19 protein-coding genes and 1 tRNA gene are annotated in these 19,654 nt (G+C 66.5%); 14 read left to right on the forward strand and 6 right to left on the reverse strand.

Translation table 11 applies throughout. The annotated features are described in order from the left end of the window. Positions 1-11 precede the first annotated feature (11 nt). Genes PFY01_RS09340 through PFY01_RS09360 form a run of 5 tightly spaced genes read left to right on the forward strand, consistent with a single transcriptional unit; the run spans position 12 to position 2,439 of the window. Positions 12-242 (forward strand): hypothetical protein, encoded by a 231-nt coding sequence (locus tag PFY01_RS09340; RefSeq protein WP_271041043.1) that lies wholly within the window; start codon positions 12-14, stop codon positions 240-242. Next, the gene (locus tag PFY01_RS09345; protein ID WP_271041044.1) at positions 235-462 is read left to right on the forward strand and encodes a hypothetical protein; all 228 of its coding nucleotides are present in this window, start codon (positions 235-237) and stop codon (positions 460-462) included. The genes PFY01_RS09340 and PFY01_RS09345 overlap by 8 nt, the downstream gene beginning before the upstream one ends. Further along, positions 459-1,352: a hypothetical protein gene (locus PFY01_RS09350; protein WP_271041068.1), complete on the forward strand. Its 894-nt coding sequence runs from the start codon at positions 459-461 to the stop codon at positions 1,350-1,352. The genes PFY01_RS09345 and PFY01_RS09350 overlap by 4 nt, the downstream gene beginning before the upstream one ends. Then, on the forward strand, positions 1,349-2,023 hold the full coding sequence (locus PFY01_RS09355) for a hypothetical protein (RefSeq protein WP_271041069.1): 675 nt from the start codon (positions 1,349-1,351) through the stop codon (positions 2,021-2,023). Before PFY01_RS09350 ends, PFY01_RS09355 begins: the two co-directional genes overlap by 4 nt. Beyond that, positions 2,020-2,439 (forward strand): thermonuclease family protein, encoded by a 420-nt coding sequence (locus tag PFY01_RS09360; RefSeq protein ID WP_271041070.1) that lies wholly within the window; start codon positions 2,020-2,022, stop codon positions 2,437-2,439. Before PFY01_RS09355 ends, PFY01_RS09360 begins: the two co-directional genes overlap by 4 nt. A 252-nt stretch (positions 2,440-2,691) precedes the next feature. On the opposite strand, the gene PFY01_RS09365 is transcribed toward PFY01_RS09360, so the two are convergent. Beyond that, positions 2,692-2,781 (reverse strand) — tRNA-Ser (locus tag PFY01_RS09365). 105 nt (positions 2,782-2,886) lie between these two features. Here PFY01_RS09365 and PFY01_RS09370 point away from each other — a divergent pair. Genes PFY01_RS09370 through PFY01_RS09390 form a run of 5 tightly spaced genes read left to right on the forward strand, consistent with a single transcriptional unit; the run spans position 2,887 to position 6,967 of the window. After that, positions 2,887-3,726 carry a septal ring lytic transglycosylase RlpA family protein gene (locus PFY01_RS09370; protein WP_271041071.1) on the forward strand — a complete coding sequence of 280 codons (840 nt, stop codon included), beginning with the start codon at positions 2,887-2,889 and terminating at the stop codon, positions 3,724-3,726. Positions 3,727-3,775: 49 nt separating this feature from the next. Beyond that, positions 3,776-4,408: a dTMP kinase gene (gene tmk, locus PFY01_RS09375; protein ID WP_269218950.1), complete on the forward strand. Its 633-nt coding sequence runs from the start codon at positions 3,776-3,778 to the stop codon at positions 4,406-4,408. Further along, a complete protein-coding gene (locus tag PFY01_RS09380; RefSeq protein ID WP_271041072.1) occupies positions 4,405-5,394 on the forward strand; it encodes a DNA polymerase III subunit delta' in 990 nt (329 codons plus the stop codon). The genes tmk and PFY01_RS09380 overlap by 4 nt, the downstream gene beginning before the upstream one ends. Continuing rightward, the gene (locus PFY01_RS09385) at positions 5,394-6,176 is read left to right on the forward strand and encodes a TatD family hydrolase (RefSeq protein WP_271041073.1); all 783 of its coding nucleotides are present in this window, start codon (positions 5,394-5,396) and stop codon (positions 6,174-6,176) included. The genes PFY01_RS09380 and PFY01_RS09385 overlap by 1 nt, the downstream gene beginning before the upstream one ends. Continuing rightward, on the forward strand, positions 6,173-6,967 hold the full coding sequence (locus tag PFY01_RS09390) for an MBL fold metallo-hydrolase (RefSeq protein ID WP_271041074.1): 795 nt from the start codon (positions 6,173-6,175) through the stop codon (positions 6,965-6,967). The genes PFY01_RS09385 and PFY01_RS09390 overlap by 4 nt, the downstream gene beginning before the upstream one ends. Here the strand turns inward: PFY01_RS09390 and recG are convergent. After that, positions 6,964-9,051 carry an ATP-dependent DNA helicase RecG gene (gene recG, locus PFY01_RS09395; RefSeq protein WP_271041075.1) on the reverse strand — a complete coding sequence of 696 codons (2,088 nt, stop codon included), beginning with the start codon at positions 9,049-9,051 and terminating at the stop codon, positions 6,964-6,966. The genes PFY01_RS09390 and recG overlap by 4 nt on opposite strands. Before the next feature lie 177 nt (positions 9,052-9,228). Here recG and PFY01_RS09400 point away from each other — a divergent pair, with 177 nt between their 5' ends. Together PFY01_RS09400 and mfd are read left to right on the forward strand one after the other, a co-directional pair. Further along, positions 9,229-9,537 carry a succinate dehydrogenase assembly factor 2 gene (locus tag PFY01_RS09400; protein WP_200932859.1) on the forward strand — a complete coding sequence of 103 codons (309 nt, stop codon included), beginning with the start codon at positions 9,229-9,231 and terminating at the stop codon, positions 9,535-9,537. After that, the gene (mfd, locus tag PFY01_RS09405) at positions 9,537-12,986 is read left to right on the forward strand and encodes a transcription-repair coupling factor (protein ID WP_271041076.1); all 3,450 of its coding nucleotides are present in this window, start codon (positions 9,537-9,539) and stop codon (positions 12,984-12,986) included. The genes PFY01_RS09400 and mfd overlap by 1 nt, the downstream gene beginning before the upstream one ends. Before the next feature lie 6 nt (positions 12,987-12,992). Here mfd and PFY01_RS09410 read toward each other — a convergent pair whose 3' ends face one another. Further along, the gene (locus PFY01_RS09410; RefSeq protein ID WP_271041077.1) at positions 12,993-14,300 is read right to left on the reverse strand and encodes a diguanylate cyclase domain-containing protein; all 1,308 of its coding nucleotides are present in this window, start codon (positions 14,298-14,300) and stop codon (positions 12,993-12,995) included. A gap of 297 nt (positions 14,301-14,597) precedes the next feature. Here PFY01_RS09410 and PFY01_RS09415 point away from each other — a divergent pair, with 297 nt between their 5' ends. Beyond that, a complete protein-coding gene (locus tag PFY01_RS09415) occupies positions 14,598-15,446 on the forward strand; it encodes a YihY/virulence factor BrkB family protein (protein ID WP_420197068.1) in 849 nt (282 codons plus the stop codon). Here PFY01_RS09415 and PFY01_RS09420 read toward each other — a convergent pair. Both PFY01_RS09420 and PFY01_RS09425 read right to left on the reverse strand, forming a co-directional pair. After that, positions 15,403-15,582, reverse strand: a complete 180-nt coding sequence (locus tag PFY01_RS09420) for a sulfurtransferase TusA family protein (RefSeq protein ID WP_333780212.1) — start codon at positions 15,580-15,582, stop codon at positions 15,403-15,405. The two genes, PFY01_RS09415 and PFY01_RS09420, sit on opposite strands and share 44 nt — an antisense overlap. Before the next feature lie 68 nt (positions 15,583-15,650). Further along, positions 15,651-16,139, reverse strand: a complete 489-nt coding sequence (locus tag PFY01_RS09425) for a CinA family protein (protein WP_271041080.1) — start codon at positions 16,137-16,139, stop codon at positions 15,651-15,653. Positions 16,140-16,179: 40 nt separating this feature from the next. Here PFY01_RS09425 and PFY01_RS09430 point away from each other — a divergent pair, with 40 nt between their 5' ends. Then, complete coding sequence (locus tag PFY01_RS09430; protein WP_271041081.1) at positions 16,180-18,468, forward strand: spermidine synthase; 2,289 nt, start codon at positions 16,180-16,182, stop codon at positions 18,466-18,468. On the opposite strand, the gene PFY01_RS09435 is transcribed toward PFY01_RS09430, so the two are convergent. Beyond that, a complete protein-coding gene (locus tag PFY01_RS09435; protein WP_174085035.1) occupies positions 18,465-19,616 on the reverse strand; it encodes a bifunctional 2-C-methyl-D-erythritol 4-phosphate cytidylyltransferase/2-C-methyl-D-erythritol 2,4-cyclodiphosphate synthase in 1,152 nt (383 codons plus the stop codon). The two genes, PFY01_RS09430 and PFY01_RS09435, sit on opposite strands and share 4 nt — an antisense overlap. Positions 19,617-19,654: the final 38 nt, after the last annotated feature.

Genomic DNA, 19,654 nt, shown 5'->3' on the forward strand with positions numbered 1-19,654 from the left:
AGGGGAGGTAGATGGCCCGCTATACCGCCGACGCGGAGACGCGGGAAATGGGCCGCAAGATCGTTCACTACGACGCGCCTGGCATAATGGGCTGGCAGACATTGTGCGGTCATGTGGATCGCACCGATTACCGCTGGAAAAAGACCAGAGAGAAGGTCGATTGCCGTGCCTGTCTTTCCATCGTCGCGCACGCCGCCGCCCTGAAATCGACCGCCGCGAAGGAAGGGGAGAGTGATGGCTGAGAAGTGGCAATCAATCGGCGGCGCAGACCGAGACATGTTCTTGGTCGGCAAGGACTGGACTGGCCCCGAAAATGTCGAGGCGATTTTGAGCGACAACGACGACATCTTGTCTATGCGCGCAATCTTCACCAAGCCCGATGGAACCCGCATTCTAGCAATCCGCAAGCATTTGGCGCGCTCAGTAAAGCACGTCTTTCAGAAAATGGAGCCCTTCCCTTGACCGCCCCCTCTAACGCGAACACGTCGGGGCTGGAGTTGGTCGATCTGAACGGGCTGCTGCATCAGGCTTGGGAGCGCCTTCACCGATCCGATGCAGACGTACCGGGCGCGCTCGTCGTACTGAACGCCCTGCACGTTGCCCTAGAAGCGCCCCTCGTCACCGCCGCATCCGCTCAAGCCGAGATCACTTCGCTTGCTGAGGCTGTTCGGCGCGCAGAGGCGAACGAAACGATCTGGAGCGACTTGGCAGATGAGTGGAAAGCCAAGGCCGAGGCCGCTGATCGGATCATAGTCCAGCAATCAGCCTGTGCTTCTGAATGGCAGGTCCGAGCCACCGCAGCCGAAGCCCGAGCGGATAGGCTGGCGAAAGCGTTGGAGGCGGCTCGCGGGACATTGGATGCGATTGATTGTCCGCTGACCACAGATCGAACCGTCGCGGGCGCTGCAAAACACGCGGTGAAGCGCATCGACGCCGCCCTACACCCAGGACACGCCCCAATGACCCAGACCCCCACCGATGCGCTGCGCCTGGTGCCTGTAAGGGCCACACCGCAGCAACTAGAAACCGCCGCGTTCAACCTGTCCGCTGAGATCGGCGCGGCAGAGGCCATGAAACTCGGGCCACATATCGAACGGGCATATGAGCTTCTTGTCGCAGCCGCCCCCGCATCGCCGCTGCCAGGGGGCGGGTGGCAGGACATCAGCACCGCGCCTCGACAGGAGCGCGTCATGCTCGGACACAAGGATTTCAAAGGCTGGTTCTGCCTCGCGATCTGCAATGCCCTTGGTGAGTGGTCCTACGATGACCGGCCTTGGGGGCAACAGGATGCGCCCGACAAAGAGGCCACCCACTGGATGCCGCTTCCCGCCGCCCCGACAGGTGACGCATGACCGACCATATCGGTGAAGCCACCAAAAAGGTCATCGACCTAGACGCGCTGGAGAAGCTGGCGGATGAGGCGGGTGGGAAGTCATGGACACTTGGAGGTGGCGGATTCGTGGTCGAAGGTGATCGGCCTATTGCCGATTTTCTGGCTCAGACTGATCCCGAAGACTGGAAATCTGCTCCAAGCCTTGGCGATGCATTTGAACGCGCAAAGTTTGTAGCAGCCGCCAACCCCGCCACCATCAAAGCCCTGATCGCTGAACTGAAGGAGGCGAGGGCTATTATCGCCGAAACAGTCGAAGAGTTCGGCTGCACTATAGACCTCTACAATAGGCATGGTCCTCACTGGACCAGCGCAGACGGCGAGATGTTCTACGTTGGCGTCGTTCTTGACCGCGAACCGCTTATCGAAAGAGGACGCGCCTTCCTCGCCCGCAATGGGAAGGGGAGAGGAAATGAACGACGTGACCGTATTGGACCCAACCCGTTCGGCCTGGGATGTGGCGCACGACCAGCAGCGGTTCGACCGGCTAGGCCTGACGCGCGACAACATCCTTTCGAAGATGGCGGAGGCCGGAACCGAGATCGCAGGCTGGGGCGCCGGCAACGAGGCCGCCGTCATGCGATTTGCCATGGCCGAGATCGTCAGGCTTCGGGCCGGGAAGGGGAGGGATGAGCGCCGTCGTCCTAATCTGCGCGACCCTGCTCATGAGCGACGGGGACAGCGGCCGGTGCGTGAGCGCCGACGGCGAGCGCCACCGGGTGCGCTTGGCAGGGATCGATGCTGGGGAGGTCGCGCCTCATACCCGCTGCCGCCAGCGGCCGGATGTCTGGGCCTGCTCGCCTGTCGCCCGGTCCACGGCTTCGGCCGCGGCTGCCCGCGCGCGTCAGCTGGCCAGCGCCGGCGCTCGCTGCACCATCGCCGACACCGATCGGTATCGCCGCAATGTCGCGGTGTGCACGGTCAGGGGCCGCGACCTCGGCGCCCAGCTGGTCCGCGAGGGCCTGGCCATCAGCGAGACGAACTTCGGAGACCCATACCGGCGCGAAGAGAACGCAGCCCGGAGAGAACGCAGGGGAGTGTGGAGATGAGCGCGGCGAACGATAACGGCTTCAAGCTGGCCTACTCGATTGCAGAGGCGAGCGCGGCGATGAGCCTGAGCGAGGCGACCATCTACGCGTTGCTCGCGGAGGGCGCCTGGAGCGTCGCAAGGTTGGGCGACGGACACTTATCCCCAGAAGTTCGCTCGAGGCGCTTTTGGCCAACTCGCCAGAAGCGGCTTAGGGCGCGGCTTAGGGCGCAAACCCGAAACGCCCCGCAAATCCAGTGGTGGTGTGAGAGGCTGGCGGAAGCGGTGGGATTCGAACCCACGGACGGCTCTCACCGTCGCTGGTTTTCAAGACCAGTGCCTTAAACCACTCGGCCACACTTCCTTGCCGCCGCAGCGGAGGCGGACGCCATAGCAGGCGAACGGGTCATTAACCAAAGCGGAAATGTCTTCGGTCATCCTGTTTTCGTATTTTTTGCGAGGCGGGTCGATGACGTTTGGACAGGGAGTGCGCGGCGCGCTGATCCTGGGGCTGTTTTCGCTGCTTGCCGCCTGTTCCAGCGTGGGCGGCGCAGGCGTGGGCGGGACGCGGGGCGAGGCGCGCCTGCCCGTCGTCAAGGACCCGGCGCCGATCGTGTCGGGGACGATGCGGCCGTATCAGGTGCGCGGGCGCTGGTACACGCCCAAGGAACAGCCGGATTACGAAGAGGTGGGGATGGCGTCCTGGTACGGCGACGCCTTCAACGGGCGGCCGACCTCGACCGGCGAGCGGTTCGACATGCATGCCCTGACGGCCGCGCACAAGACCCTGCCTCTGCCCGGTCTGGTCGAGGTGACGAACCTGGAGAACGGGCGGCGGCTGGTGGTGCGGATCAATGACCGCGGGCCGTTCGTGGACAGCCGGATCATCGACCTGTCGCGCGAGGCGGCGAGCGAACTGGGAATGCTCTCGCAGGGCGTGGGGCGGGTGCGGGTGCGCTACCTCGGCCGGGCGCCGCAGCAGGGCGGGGGCACGCTGCTGCGGGCTTCGGCGCCCGCCCCGAGAGGCGCGGTCCCGGCCAGCCCGCCCGTCAGCGCGCCCGTTATCGCCCCCGCGCCGGTCGCGGTTGCGGAGGTGACGACCTTCTGGGTTCAGGCGGGCAGTTTCTCGGATCAGGTCGAGGCCGGGCGAATCGCCGACAGCCTGAGCGGCTGGGTGCGCGCCGATCGGGGCGCGGGCCGGTTCAATGTGGTGGTGGGGCCGTGGGACAGCGCCAATGCCGCCGAGGCGGCGCGTCAGTCGGTCGTGGCGCGGGGTTATGCGGGCGCCCTGTTGATATCCGGCAGCTGATCGCGCGGGCGGGCTTGCGCCGGGCGGCGTCGGCGCGCCATGAAGGCGCGTGACCCGTGGACAATTCATAAGCTTCGAAGGCGGCGAGGGCGCCGGCAAATCGACCCAGGTCGGGCGGCTGGTCGCGCGGTTGCAGGCGGTGCTGGGCGAGCGCAAGGTCGTGCGCACGCGTGAACCGGGCGGCTCCAAAGGCGCTGAGGTGATCCGCAATCTGGTGGTGGCCACGGACGCCGAGCCTTGGTCGGCCATGACCGAAACCCTGCTGATGTACGCCTCGCGCTCGGACCATCTGGAGCGGACCATCCGCCCGGCGCTGGCGGCCGGCGACTGGGTGGTGTGCGACCGGTTCGCCGATTCCAGCCGCGCCTATCAGGGCGCTGGCGGCGGCGTGGCGCAAAGCTTCATCGAACAGATCGACGCAGGCGTGGTCGGGGACGACCAGCCGGACCTGACCCTGGTGTTCGACCTACCGGTCGAGGTCGGGCTGGAGCGGGCGTTCGGGCGCGGCCTGTTCGAGACGCGGTTCGAATCCAAGGGTCTGGAATTCCATCAGCGCCTGCGCGAGGGCTTTCTGCGCATCGTCGAGGCCAATCCGCAGCGTTGCGTGCTGATCGACGCCGTCGGATCGCTGGACGAGGTCGAGGCGCGGGTCTGGCAGGCGGTTCAGGACCGGCTGCTGTGAGCGATCACCCGCGTGACCGGTTCGACCTGATCCCTGATGCCGCGGCGGAGACGGCGTTTCTGGACGCCTGGGAACGGGGGCGGTTGCACCACGCCTGGCTGTTGTGCGGGGTCGAGGGGACGGGCAAGGCGACCTTCGCCTATCGCGCGGCGCGACGGCTGCTGGGCGCGGCGGCCAATCCGGCGTCCGGGCCGCTGGGCGCGCGGCGCGATGATCCGGTCAGCCGGCTGATCTCGGCCCAGTCGCATCCGGACCTGCTGGTGCTGGAACGCCTGGTCGAAGGGGGCAAGACCAAGAAGTCGATCTCGGTCGATCAGTCGCGTGAACTGCCGGAGTTCTTTTCGAAGAGCCCGTCGCAAGCCCAGTTTCGGGTGGCGATCATCGATGCGGCGGATGACCTGAATCTCAATGCCGCCAACGCCTTGCTGAAGGTTCTTGAGGAGCCGCCCGAGCGCGGCGTGCTGTTTCTGGTGACCCATGCGCCGGGGCGGTTGCTGGCGACGATCCGGTCGCGGTGCCGGCGGTTGAGCTTTCCGATCTGGACGCCGGATCGGCTGGAGACCCTGGTGCGCAATCGGACGGGCGCGGAGCGTGAGGACGCCGAACATGCGGCGATCATGGCGGGCGGATCGCCGGGGGCGGCCCTGGCCCTGGCGTCCGGCGCGACGTTCGAGATGGACCAGCTGGCGCGGCGATGGGTCGAGGGCGACGTGGACCGGGCCGAAGCCCTGGCCATCGCCGACCGGTTCCGCGGCGCCGAGGGGCAGGAACGGTTCGAGACCCTGATGGACCGGCTGATCGCGGCGGTGCGAATGCGCGCCTTGCAGAGCGCGCCGGGGGCCGGAAATCGATGGGCTGAATTATGGGAGCGGCTGCAGCCGTTGCCGGAACGGGCGGCGGGACTGAACCTGGACAAGGCCGACGTCTTGGCCGGCGCGCTGGCGGATTTGAAGCGGGTCCAGGCCCAGCAGGAGCGGATGGGCTGATGCTGATCGACAGTCATGTGAACCTGCATGCGCCGCAGTTCGACGAGGACCGGGACGCCGTGATCGCGCGCGCGCGCGAGGCGGGCGTCGGACTGATGGTCGAGATCTCCGACAGGCTGACGACCTTTGAGGCGACGCACGGCATCGCCATGGCCAATGCGGACATCTGGTGCACGGTCGGAGTCCATCCGCACGAGGCCAAGGATGCGGCGGACCTGACCGCGGCGACCCTGATCGAACTGGCCCAGCGGCCCAAGGTGGTCGGGATCGGCGAATGCGGTCTGGATTTCCATTACGACTTCAGCCCGCGCGAGATGCAGGCGGCGGTGTTCCGGCAACATGTGGCGGCGGCGCGCGAGACGGGATTGCCGCTGGTGATCCACACGCGTGAGGCGGACGACGTGATGGCGTCGATCCTGCGCGAGGAATACGCCGCAGGGCCGTTCAAGATGTTGATGCACTGCTATACGAGTGGCGCGGAATTGGCGAAAATCGCTGCTGAAATGGGCGCCTGGTTTTCGGTTTCCGGCATCGCGACCTTCAAGGCGGCCGAGGACGTGCGGGCGGTGATCCGCGATATGCCCGGCGACCGGATCATCGTCGAGACCGACTGCCCCTATCTGGCGCCCATTCCGCATCGGGGGCGGCGCAACGAGCCGGCCTACATCGGTCATGTGCTGGACAAGCTGGCCGAAATCCGAGGCTGGAGCGCCGAGGAGGCGGACCGCATCACGACCGAGGCCTTCTTCGGCCTCTTTGACCGGATACCCAGGCCCGCATGAGTTTCGAAGTCGTCATTCTGGGCAGCGGATCGTCGGGTGGGGTGCCGCGCGGGGACGGCGACTGGGGCGCCTGCGACCCGACCGAGCCCAAGAACCGGCGAACGCGCTGTTCGATGTTGGCGAGAAAGACCGGGCCGGAGGGGGTGACCACTGTCCTTATCGACACTTCGCCGGACCTGCGCGAACAGATGCTGGCCAGCGGCACGAAACATGTGGATGCGGTTCTTTATACCCACGACCACGCTGACCAGACCCATGGGATCGACGACCTGCGCACCTTCGCCGCGCGGGCCAGGAAGCGGATACCGGCGTGGATGGATGCGGTGACGCACGGTTCGCTGACGCATCGGTTCGACTACATTTTCGAGAGCAAGTTCGGTTATCCGCCGCTGCTGGACGGACGGATCATTCCGCCGCATGGCACGGCCTGGTCGGTCGAGGGCGCGGGCGGCTCGATCCCGGTCACGACCTTTGATCAGGCGCATGGGCCGATCAGTTCGGTGGGATATCGGCTCGGCGATGTCGCCTATTCCAGCGATGTGTCCGATCTGGACGAGGCGGCCCTGGCAGCCGTGGCCGGCTGCAAGCTCTGGATCGTCGATGCGCTGCGTTACGCGCCCCATCCGACACATGCTCATCTGGACCAGGCCCTGGCGTGGATCGCCGCCGCAGACGTGGAGCGTGCGGTGCTGACAAACCTGCACATCGATATGGATTACAAGACGTTGTCGGCGCTTGTTCCCGAAAACGTCGAGGTCGGATTCGATGGCTGGAGCCGAGTGATCGGCTAGCTTGCGCCGACCTTGTGGTTTTTCCAGTCAAATAACTCTTCCAGCACCTGCACCGCCTGGCCGCGTTCCGACGTCAGATCCGCGTCGCGGTTCATGATCAGCCGCGCATCATCGGCGGCGGCCAGCATCAGGCTGCGGTGGCGGATCGGATCGGCGAAGCGGTAGGCGGGAAAACCGCTCTGTTTCAGGCCCAGGGGATCGCCGCCGCCACGCAGGCGAAAGTCTTCCTCGGCGATGACGAAGCCGTCCTCGGTGCGACGCAGGGTTTCGAGCCGCTCTTTCGCCGTCTCGCCGAGGGAGCCGTCCTGACCGCCATACAGCAGGATGCAGGAACTGGCCTTGGCTCCGCGACCGACGCGGCCGCGCAACTGGTGCAACTGGGCCAGACCGAAGCGGTCGGCGTGTTCGATCACCATGATCGAGGCGTTGGGCACGTCCACGCCGACTTCGACCACCGTGGTGGCGACGAGAACCGGCAGGCGGCCGTCGGCGAAGTCGGCCATGACGGCCTCGCGCTCTGCGCCCGGCATCTGGCCATGAGCCAGGCCGACCTCGACGCCCAGCAGGCGTCGCAGATCGTCGGCGCGATCGACGGCGGCCGCCAGGTCGATGGCCTCGGATTCCTCAACCAAGGGACAGATCCAATAGGCCTGGGCGCCGCTCTCGACGGCGCTCTTCAGGCGGGCGGCGACCTCGCCGATGCGGGCCAAGGGCAGGACGGCGGTCGTGACCGGGGTGCGGCCGGGCGGCTTTTCCATCAGACGACTGACCTCCAACTCGCCGTACTGCGTCAGCTCCAGCGTGCGGGGGATGGGGGTGGCCGACATGGTCAGCAGATGCACGGCGCCGACACGCGGATCGCCCTTGGCTTGCAGCCGCTGACGTTCGTTGACGCCGAACCGGTGCTGTTCGTCGATGACGGCCAGGGCCAGGCGGTCGAAGCGAACGGCGTTCTGGAACAGGGCATGGGTGCCAATGGCGACCTGGGCGTGACCCGAGGCCAGGGCAGCCAGTTTCTCGCGTCGTTGCGCCGGGGTGTCGCGGCCGGTGAGCAGGACCGCAGACACGCCAGCCGCGCCCAGCATGGGGCCGAGCTTCTCGTAATGCTGGCGCGCCAGGATTTCGGTCGGGGCCATGAGTGCGGATTGGAAACCACTGGCAGCGGCGTCGGCCAGAGCGAGGGCGGCGACGGCGGTCTTGCCCGAGCCGACATCGCCTTGCAGCAATCGGCCCATCTGCTGGCCCGACGCCAGATCACGGCGGATTTCGGCGACGGCCTGGGCCTGGGCGTTGGTCAGCTGAAAGGGCAGGGCCTGGAGCAGGTGTTCGGACGCTGCGCCGGGGGCGATGGCGGGGGCGGGCCTGATCTCGCGGGCGCGACGACGACGGGCCAAGGCGAGCTGGTGGGCGAGGAATTCGTCATAGGCCAGGCGCTGGCGGGCGGGGGCGTCGGGCGTCAGGTCGATCTCGCTTGTGGGGGCATGCAGGGCGTCGATAGCGGCGCGCCAACCCAGCCAGTTCTGCTTCCTGAGCCAGGCGGTGTCCTGCCATTCCGGCAGGTCGGGCGCGTCAGCAAGGGCGGCGTGGACCAGTTTGCGCAACTGGCGAGAACTGAGCCCCTGCGTCGCCGGATAGATGGGTTCGGACGCCGGAATGTCGGCGGCCTTTTCGAGCGTCACGATGTCCGGATGGATGATCTGGACCTCGCCATTGAACCTTTCGACCTTGCCCGCGACCAACCGCGTCTCGCCGCGCGGCAACAGCCGGTCGATGTGCTGGGGCGAACCGCCGAACCAGACGAGATGCACGAAGCCCGTCGGATCGCTGGCCCGGACCTTCAGCGGCGCGCCAGGACGGCTGGGCGTGTAGAGGCGGTCGATGGTCACGGTGAAGACGCCCACCTCGCCATCGATGGCGGTGGCGGCCTCAGCGGCGCGGCGCACGATGACGCCAGACGGGCTGAGGAACAGCAGATCGCGAACCAGCGGGCCCGCCACCTTTTGCACCAGAGGCAGGACGCGAGGGCCCACGCCCTTGAGGGTCGAGACCTCGGCGAACAGGGGAAAGAGAATCTGCGGACGCATCGCCGTGAACATAGCGTGACCATGACGGGTGGCGAAGTGCGTTCAGGAACGCTATCTGCGCTTCTTCCATTTGAAGACGCTAACGCTCGCCACGCGGTGGCTCGCTGCTTGAGCGTCTTCCCACTTTGCCGGGCAAGGATTCTTGTGGCCGAAATCGACGCGCGTCCCGAAAGCGAAATGACCCCTGAGCAGATGACGCCTGAGCGCAGGCAGCGGCTGGGACGCATTCAGTTCCGCGCTTGGCGGCGGGGCTTTCGCGAGGCCGACATGGTGCTGGGTCCGTTTTCCGATCAGGTCGCGCCGACCCTGACCGATGCGGAACTGGACCAATTCGAACGGCTGATCGACGAGGAAGATCAGTGGCTTTACGGCTGGATCATCGAGCGTGATCCGACGCCGCCCGAGTTCGAGACGCCGGTGATGGCCAAGGTGCGCGCCTTCATGCGCGCCCACGTCGCGGCCGAAGTCGGCAAGGGAATCGGCTGATGGACGCCAAGGTCGAATACCGAACCGACGCCGACTTGGGCGGCGCGCCCGAGGGGTTGGACGCGCTGATCGTCGCAGAACGGATCAAGGCCGGCGGCGGTATCGGCCTGTTCGTCGCACGCGATTTTCAGAGGTCGGGCAGCTTCGTTCAGGCGTTTCAGTTCTTCTCGAAAGATATTGAAGTCCTGGATTATCCGGCGTGGGATTGTCTGCCCTATGACCGACTGAGCCCCACGGCGGGAATCGCCGCGCAGCGCATGGCGACGCTGACGCGACTGGCGATGCGCAAGCCCGGCGATGCGCCGGTTCTGGTCGTGACGACGGTGTCGGCGGCCATGCAACGCACCCCGCCCAAGTCGGTCACGACACAGGCCGGGTTCGAAACTAAGGTCGGACGCGATCTCGATATCCAGGCGCTGGAGCGCTATTTCGCCGCCAACGGCTATGTCCGCGCCTCGACCGTGTCGGAGCGCGGCGAGTTCGCGGTGCGCGGCGGGGTCGTCGACGTCTATCCGCCTGGCTTCGAGGAGCCGGTCCGGCTGGACATGTTCGGATCCGAGCTGGAATCGATCCGCACCTTCGATCCCGAAACGCAGCGGTCGACCGGCCAGATGACGTCCGTGTCCCTCGCGCCGGTGTCGGAGGCGCTGCTGGATGCGGCGGCCATCTCGCGGTTCCGCACCGGCTATCTGAAACTGTTCGGCGCGCCGGGCGACGACCCGCTGTATGCGACGATCAGCGAGGGCGCGCGGCGTCAGGGCATGGAGCAGTGGCTGCCGCTGTTTTATGAGACCCTGGACAGTCTGTTCGACTATCTGCCGGACGACGCGGCGATCTTCCTAGACAATCAGGTCGAGACGGCCCGCGCCGAGCGATGGGATCTGATCGCGGACGCCTATGACGCGCGCGCCGAGGCGGCCAAGGCCAAAGGACAGGCCAGCGCCAATCGCGCCTTGCCGCCCAAGCGGCTCTATCTGGACGCCGGCGACTGGAACCAGGCGCTGGCGGGTCGCACCGTGCGTCGCTTCACGCCCTTCTCCACGGGTGGCGAGGACGCCGGCGGACGTTTGGGCCGGACCTTCGCCGCCGAGCGGGCGCAGGACAGCGTCAATCTGTTCGAGGCGGTGGCGGCCCATGCGGCGGCGCTGAAGGCCGAGGGCAAGCGGGTGCTGTTCGCCTCCTGGACCGAAGGATCGTCGGAGCGGTTGGCGACCATGCTGGCCGACCACGGGCTGGATCACATCGTCGCCGTGCGCGACTGGGCCGATGTTCAGGCGGCCCCGAAAGACCTCTATCTGCGCGGCGTCCTGCCGGTCGAGCACGGCTTTGTCACCGACGAGGTGGCGGTCATTTCCGAGACCGACATCTTGGGCGACCGTCTGGCGCGGCCCCGCAAGAAACGCCGCGCCTCGAACTTCCTGGCGGAGGCGTCGGCCCTGACGACGGGTGATCTGGTGGTTCACCTGGATCACGGGATCGGTCGCTACGAAGGGCTGAAGACGCTGGAAATCCAGCAGGCCCCGCACGACTGTCTAGAGCTGTTCTACGCCGGTGAGAGCAAACTTTATCTGCCGGTTGAAAACATTGACCTTCTGACCCGATACGGCTCGGACTCCGAGGGCGTCCAACTGGACAAGTTGGGCGGCGCAGGCTGGCAGGCGAGAAAGGCCAAGGCCAAGGAACGTCTGCGCGCGATGGCCGAGGGGCTGATTGCTCTGGCCGCCAAGCGGGCGCTGCGCGAGACCGATGCGGTCACGCCGCCGCCGGGTCTGTTCGCCGAGTTCTGCGCGCGCTTCCCCTACGAGGAAACCGACGATCAGCTGAACGCCATCGGCGATGTGCTGGAAGATCTGGGCAAGGGCACGCCGATGGATCGCCTGATCTGCGGCGATGTCGGCTTCGGCAAGACCGAGGTGGCGCTGAGGGCCGCCTTCGTCGTCGCCATGACGGGGCAGCAGGTGGCGATCGTCGCGCCGACGACCCTGCTGGCGCGCCAGCACTACAAGACCTTCACCGAACGCTTCGCCGGCTGGCCGATCAAGGTGCGTCAGTTGTCGCGGATGGTGGGGTCCAAGGAGGCGGCGGAGACGCGCGCGGGGCTGAAGGACGGCTCGGTCGAGATCGTCGTCGGCACCCATGCGGTGCTGAGCGAACAGGTCGGCTTCCGCGACCTGGGCCTGGTCATCGTCGATGAGGAGCAGCACTTCGGCGTCAAGCACAAGGAGAAGCTGAAGACGCTGCGCGCCGACGTGCATCTCTTGACCCTGACCGCCACGCCGATCCCGCGCACGCTTCAGATGGCGCTGTCGGGCATCCGCGAGATGTCGATCATCGCCACCCCGCCGGTCGATCGTCTGGCAGTGCGGACCTATGTCACGCCGTGGGATCCGGTGCTGGTGCGCGAGGCCTTGCTGCGCGAGAAATATCGCGGGGGTCAGGCCTACTACGTCGCGCCGCGCCTGAAGGACCTGCCCGCCATCGAGAAATTCCTGCGCGAACAGGTCCCCGAGGTGAAGTTCGTCGTCGGTCACGGCCAGATGAGTGCGACCCAGCTGGAAGAGGTGATGAGCGCCTTCTACGACGGGGAATATGACGTCCTGGTCTCCACCACGATCGTCGAGAGCGGGTTGGACATTCCGACGGCGAATACGCTGATCGTGCACCGCGCCGACATGTTCGGCCTGGCGCAACTGTATCAAATCCGGGGGCGAGTCGGACGGTCCAAGGCGCGAGCCTTCGCCTATCTGACCACCGATGCGGTCAAGCCGATGACCTTGTCAGCCGAGCGGCGGTTGCAGGTTCTGCAGTCGCTGGACAATCTGGGCGCCGGCTTCCAGCTGGCCAGCCACGATCTGGATCAGCGCGGCGGCGGCAATCTGCTGGGCGACGAACAGTCGGGCCACATCCGCGAGGTCGGCGTCGAACTGTACCAGCAGATGCTGGAAGACGCCGTGGCGGAGTTGCGCGAGAAGGGCGAGGGACAGGCCGTGGATCGTGGTTGGTCGCCGTCGATCAATGTCGGTGCTTCTGTCCTCATTCCAGAAGATTACGTGCCAGACCTGAACGTGCGTCTCAGCCTCTATCGCCGTCTTTCCGACGCCGAACAGGCCGAGGATCGTGAAGCCTTGGCCGCCGAACTGATCGACCGTTTCGGCCCCTTGCCGGATGAGGCGCAGCAGTTGCTGAAGATCGTCGGCATCAAGTCGAACTGCCGTAAGGCCTGCATCGAGAAGATCGACATCGGGCCGCGCGGCGCGGTGCTGACGTTGCGCGACAACAGCTTCCCCAATCCGGCGGGACTGGTCGGGCTGATCCAGAAGAACCACGCCTTCTGGAAGATTCGGCCGGATCAGAAGATCGTCGTTTCAGGCGATTGGCCGACGGCGGAAGAGCGATTGAAGGTGGCCGAACGGATCACCGCCGATCTGGCGCGGGTGGCGGGGGCGTAAAGCCCCTCAGCGCGTCTTTTCGAACAGGTCGGCCGAAGCGCGTTCCAAAAGGGCGGCGGCGCTTTCGTCGGGACGCATCTCGGCGGCGCCGACGTCGAACTCGGCGACGAACGGCGACCGGTCCGGGCCGGCGTCGAAGGCGGTGCAGCCGATCACGGCGGCGATTCGTTCTGCGGCCAGACGCGCCGGTTCAGCGTGGGTCGCCGGCAGGGCCAGGGCGAAGACCTCCTTGGCCAAGCGGGCAGGGGTGTCCTCGACACGGACAAGGCGCGAAACCATGGCCCCGATCTGCGGCATGGCGCGATCCAGCCAACCGCCCTGACGCGCCCAGGTGACGGATTCGGTTTCGCGCACCCGCAGGACGCAGACGGAAAGCGGGCGCTTTCGCGCGCGCGAAGCCTCGGCGACACGACCCAGGTGGCTGGCGAAAAGTTCGGGCGTGAACAGGCCTGTTTCTGGGTCCATCACGTCCAGGCTGCGCACCGAGTCCAACGTCTTGCGAATGCCCAGATGAATGCGGTGCGCGCCGGCCAGGGCTAGGATCCGCTCGGCCGTTTCGCCCTCGGGCGTGTCGGCGGAGGCGACGTCTGCGAAGCCGCGGTTGAACAGTTCAGCCAGGCTAATCTCGTTCCTGCCGCGCAGATAAAGCATCAGCGGAATATGATACAGGCGTGTGTTGCGCTTCATGCCCGCCGCGATCGACAGGGCCGGCGCATGGTCTTCGGCGCCCCACAGAACGGCGGCGTCAAACGGGCTTTCGTGCAGATAGTCGAAGGCGGTGTAGGGCGTCGGCGCCGCGACCACCTCGACACCGGCCGCAGTCAGGGCGTTCGACAGGGCGAGAAAGCGGCGGTCCGCGACGCCGGCGGCCAGCACGCGCAAGGGACCATCGTCGTCGGCCCTTTTGTCCAAGCCGACCCCGCGCGTGGCGAAGGTGGTGACGCGCAGCCGATATTCCTCCTCGGCGATGGCGGCCCGGCCCAGTTGCTCCAGACGCAAGGCGGCCTGGGCCGGATGCGGCGGCGTGGACATGGTCAGATCCGCGCCCTTCACCGAATCAGGGCGGGCGCCGATGACCACGATGGGCAGGCGACGCGGCTCGGCGGCGGCGCGAAGGCGAGACGCCACATCGGCGTCGAAGGTGTTGATGTCGATGACGGCGGCTTCGAGCGGAAAGTCCTGAAGCGTCATCTCGGCGGAGACGACGTCGCGGGCGGTCACCGTCGTCCAGCCCAGCGCATCCAGACCCGCAGCGAGCGGCCCGATCCGGCCATCGTCAGCCGCCAGGATCAATACGCGCGCGTCGAAAGCCAAGCCGATCGTCTCCAAAGGTCGCCGCGCCAATAGCCGGCGGGAAACGCGCGGACCATAGCGACGAGGGTGTTAAGGATGCAATGTCGTCGGGCCAAAGGGATGCGGCCGGATCGCGAATGATCGTCCTCACGCGGATGAGACTTTCGCCACAGACGAATTCCGCTAGGTTCCGCCGCTTGTGCAACGGTTGTGGGGACCGATTTGAGTGAGCAACTGACACGGTCGGTCCTGAAAGCGCCCGGGTTCTGGGGCGGGCTGGCCGTGCGAGCGTTTACCCGCAGCTGGGGGCGCGACGTCATGCTCTATACGGGCGGCGTGTCCTTCTTCGCCCTGTTGGCCGTGTTTCCGGCGATCGCCATCCTGATCGGCTTTTACAAGCTGGGTCTGTCGATCAGCGAAGTCAGCGCCCAGGCGACCGCCTTGTCGGACCTTCTGCCCAAGGCGGCGCAGACCATTTTCCAGGGCGAGATCACGCGTTTGAGCAATGCGTCGGCGCGGACGGTTTCCGCTCAGAGCGCCTTCGCCCTGTTCGTCGGCGCCTATGCCGCGCATCGAGGTTTCAAGGCCTTGTTGGCGGGTTTGAACCTGATCCATGACGAGACCGAGCCGCACGGCTTCTTCAAGTTCAATCTGCTGGCCTTCTTCGTGGCGATCTTCGCCTTTGCGCTGTTCACGGTCGTGTCGGGCGCGGTCGTGACGGTACGCATCATGGCGCATGCGTCGTCGTCGGCCGCGGGCCTGACCGGGCGCAGCGGCATGGCGCCGCTGGACGCCTTCCTGCCCGCCATCGGTTTGGTGATCGGACTGACGCTGCTTTACCGCTACGCCATGAGCCACAGGGCGCCGGTCGCCTGGCTGCCGGCGACGGCGGGCGGTCTGGTGGCGACGCTGATGTCGGTGGTCTCGTCATGGTTGTGCGCCATCTATGTCGAGCAGATCGCGCCGCTGGGGGCCACCTATGGATCGGTCGGCGCCGTGGTGGTGCTGCTGATCTGGCTGTCGTGGAACGTCAACGCCATCTTCTACGGCGGAGCGTTCGCCACCGAGATGGAACTGGCGGCCAAGGCGCGCGCGATCGCCGACACGCCGCCGGCCGATGTCGTCAATCTGTCGGAGCGTCGGGCCGGGCGCCGGTCTCGATCGTAATGTGAAGAAGGCCGTCGGCGTCCTCGATCTCGAGCACGCGCCCGCCTTTTTGAGACATCAGAAACGGCACGTCGATCCGGGCCATCGGGTCGGTGGCCAGCAGCACGATCCGCGCGCCGGGCGAGGCGTTTTCCATCGCCTTCATCAGCTTCAGGCTTGGAACGGGGCAGCGGTGACCCCTGGCGTCGATAACGACAGGGCCGCTCACGCGAGCCGATCCGCCAGCATTTCCAACGCCACGCGAACGCTGGCTTGGCGGATTCCATCGCGGCCGAGGTCGCCAAATCGCTCGACGCGGTGAATGACGCCTTGTGGACCTGACGCCGCGAAGTGGACCAGACCCACGGGCTTATCGACCGATCCGCCGCCCGGTCCAGCCACCCCTGTCACGGACACCGAGACGGAGGCCCGCGAGTGTTTGACCGCGCCCTCAGCCATCGCCACTGCGACCGCTTGCGACACGGCGCCGTGGTCGGACAGGATTTTTACCGACACGCCCAACAACTCGGCCTTGGCCTCGTTGCTGTAGGTGACGAAGCCGCGATCCAGGACCGCTGACGAACCGGGGATGGCTGTGATCGCAGCGGACACCAAACCGCCGGTGCAGCTTTCGGCCGTCGCCAGCATCAGACCGCGTTCGCTGGCCGTTGCGACAATCTGTTGCGCCAGCTGCGCGATATCTTGGGAAAACATGGTCTTTTCATAGGCCGCGAACCCCGCTCTAACCAGAGGCATGACCGAGGCTGTCGATCCATTACGCCCCGCCGCCCCGACATCGGATCGCATCGCGCCGATCCTGTTCGCCGTCGCCATCTTCACATCGGCCTGTCTGGTCTTCGTCGTTCAACCGATGGCGGCCAAGCTGCTGTTGCCGACGCTGGGCGGATCGCCTTCGGTGTGGAACGCGTCGATGGTGTTCTTCCAGACCGCGCTGCTCGCTGGATATGGCTATGCGCACCTGCTGCAACGTTTGGCGACGATGCGGGCGCAGGTCGGGGTTCACCTGGGCCTGCTGATCGTGGCGGCGTTTTTCCTGCCCCTGCAGATCAGCGGCCTGTTGGGGGATCCCGATCCGTCCCAACCGGCGATGTGGCTGCTGGCGACGCTGGCGGTGTCCATCGGCGCGCCGTTCGCTGTGCTGTCGGCGACTGCGCCGCTGCTTCAGGCCTGGTATGCGCGCGTGCGGGCCGGACATGCAGACGGCCAGAACCCCTACGTTCTCTATGCCGCCTCGAACCTGGGCAGCTTCTTGGCCCTGCTGGCCTATCCGGTCGTGATCGAGCCGCTGGCCAGCCTGTCGGATCAGCGCCTGGGCTGGAGCGTCGGCTATGGGCTGTTCGTGGTGATGGTCGTGGGGCTGGGCGTTCAGGTCTGGCGACGACGCGAGATTGGAACGGCGGAGCCCGCGCCACTTGAGGCCAGCCCGCCGATTGCTTGGCGCGAAAAGGGGATGCTGGTTCTGCTGGCCGCCGCACCGTCCAGTCTGATGCTGGGGGTGACGGCGCATCTGACGACGGATGTGGCTTCGGCGCCCTTTCTGTGGGTCATACCGCTCGCGCTCTATCTGCTGACGTTTGTCATCGCTTTCCAGACCCGGCCGGCTGTTTCGCCAGCCATCGGCCTTGGTTTGCAGGCGGCGGCGGCAGCGGCCTGCGCCGCCCTGATTGCGTTCCGGACAGGCGAATGGCTGCTGGTGTTCACCGTCAATTTGGCGGCCTTCTTCTTCACCGCGCTGATGTGTCACCAAAGGCTGGCGGCGCGGCGGCCGGCGCCGGATCGTCTGACCGAATTCTATCTGTTGCTGTCGCTGGGCGGCGTAGTCGGCGGACTGTTCAACGGCCTGATTGCGCCGGCCGTTTTCGACATGGTGTGGGAATATCCGCTGGTGCTGGTGGCGGCCGGATTGCTGCGGCCGTGGAGCCGTCGCGAGATCAGGCCGTGGGAGATCATCTGCTGCGTCGCCGGCGTGGTCATCGCCCTGATGGGGCCGCTGTCGATGGAGGCCGTCCGGTACGCACCGAACATTCGCGCGGCCATCCCTGACGCTGAACTGGTGCGGATCGCGCAAGCCATCCTGGGGATCGCGACCCTGTTCGCCTTTTTGGTGCGCGATCGGGCGGTGATGTTCACGATCGTTTTGGCCGCCATCGTATGGTCCGGCTATCATCTGGCGCGCGGATATGACTGGGCCCTGTCGGAACGCAGCTTCTTTGGCGTGATGCGGGTGGCCAAGATCGACGATCCGCTGATGGGCGGGCCGGTCCATGTGCTAATGCACGGCACGACTTTGCATGGTGCCCAGGCCCAGGCGCCGTCGAACCGCTGTCAGCCCACGCTCTACTATGCGACCTCGACGCCGCTGGGGCAGGCGATGCTGCAGATGCAGGCGCGTCGGCTGGACGGCGCGCGCGTCGGCGTTGTGGGGCAGGGCTCGGGCGCCATGGCCGCCTACAAGCGCGCTCAGGACCAGCTGACCTTCTTCGAGATCGATCCGATGGTGGATCGGCTGTCGCGCGACCCGCAATGGTTCAGCTTCATCAACGGCTGCGCCGACGGGCCGGTGCGGACGGTTCTGGGGGATGCGCGCCTAACGATGGATCGCGAGCCGGCAAGATCTTACGACCTGCTGGTCATCGACGCCTTCTCGTCCGACGCCGTGCCGACGCATCTGCTGACGGTCGAGGCGATCCGCGGCTATCTGCGGCTGCTGGCGCCCGACGGCGTCGTGGTGCTGCATCTGTCGAACCGGAACCTGGAGATCACCCTGCCGGCCGAGGCGGCGGCGCAGGTGCTGAAGGTCCCGCACCTGCACCAGGTGTATATCGGGCAGTCGGGCCAGGGCGACATGGCCGAGGCCTCGACCGAAGCGCTGCTGATCGGCAAGAGTCCGGCGGCGCTGGAGGGCTTCAGGGACGATGCGCGCTGGCGCAAGCTGTCGCCGACGACGGTGCGTCCTTGGACGGACGACTACGTCAATCTGTTCGGATCGCTGGTGCGTCAGATGAAGATGGCGGCGCGCTAGGCGGCTGGCGTTTCCACAGTCGCCACGGCCTGGGCGGCCAAACCCTCGCCGCGTCCGGTGAAACCAAGCCCTTCGGTCGTGGTCGCCTTGACGCTGACGGCGTCGAGCGGAAGGTTCAGAAGCCCGGCGATCCGATCGCGCATGGCCTGGCGGTGCGGCTTCACCTTGGGTCGTTCGCAGATCAGGGTGACGTCGACGTTGACGATGCGGCCGCCGCGCGCCGCGACCAGTTCGGCGGCATGGATCAGGAACTGGTCCGAGGAAGCGCCTTTCCATTTCGGATCCGTCGGCGGGAAATGGTCGCCGATGTCGCCCGCCGCGATGGCGCCCAGGATGGCGTCGGTCAGGGCGTGGAGACCGGCGTCGGCGTCGGAGTGGCCGATCAGCGTCTGATCGTGCGGCACCTCGATCCCGCAAAGCCAGACGGACCCGCCCGGTCCCCAGCGATGCACGTCATAGCCGGACCCGATCCGGGTCTGATAACGCTGCGCTTGGGGCAGCAGAGCTTCGGCCATGGCGAAATCCTCGGGATAGGTCAGTTTCATCAGACGCGCATCGCCCTGAACCAGGGCCACCGCGCCGCCGTTGCGCTGCACGACGACGGCTTCGTCGGTCGGGACCTCGGCGTCCGACCAGGCGGCATAGGCGGTCTCGATCACGCCCCGGCGAAAGGCTTGAGGCGTCTGGGCGCGCCACAGACCGTCGCGATCAACCACGTCGGTCATGATTTCCGCCTCGCCACGCCGAAGGCTGTCGGCGACAGGCAGGGCGGGCAGGGCGCCGTCCGAAGTTTCAAGGGCCGACAGTAGACGGTCGATGACGGCGGCGTTCAGCAGCGGGCGGGCGGCGTCATGGATCAGCACCGGCTGATCCGCTGGACAGGTCAGTGCCGCGAGACCAGCGCGGACCGAATCGGCGCGGGCGGCTCCACCGATGACGGCTTTCCAACGCGGCAAACCGGACAGCACCTCGGCCACACGCTCGACGGCGTCAGGGGCGATCACGACGATCAGTTCGTCGGCGCCGGCGTTCAGCAAGGCCTCGGCAGACCAGCGCAGCACGGGCTTTCCGCCCAGGTTCCGCCACTGTTTGTCGCCGCCGGCGCGCGAGCCGGAACCGGCCGCGACGATGATGCCCGAAAATGTCATGGCGGCCTTGATAGTGCGCGCGGCGACGGGGCGAAACC

This window comes from Brevundimonas vesicularis, assembly GCF_027886425.1.
Classification (GTDB): domain Bacteria; phylum Pseudomonadota; class Alphaproteobacteria; order Caulobacterales; family Caulobacteraceae; genus Brevundimonas; species Brevundimonas vesicularis_C.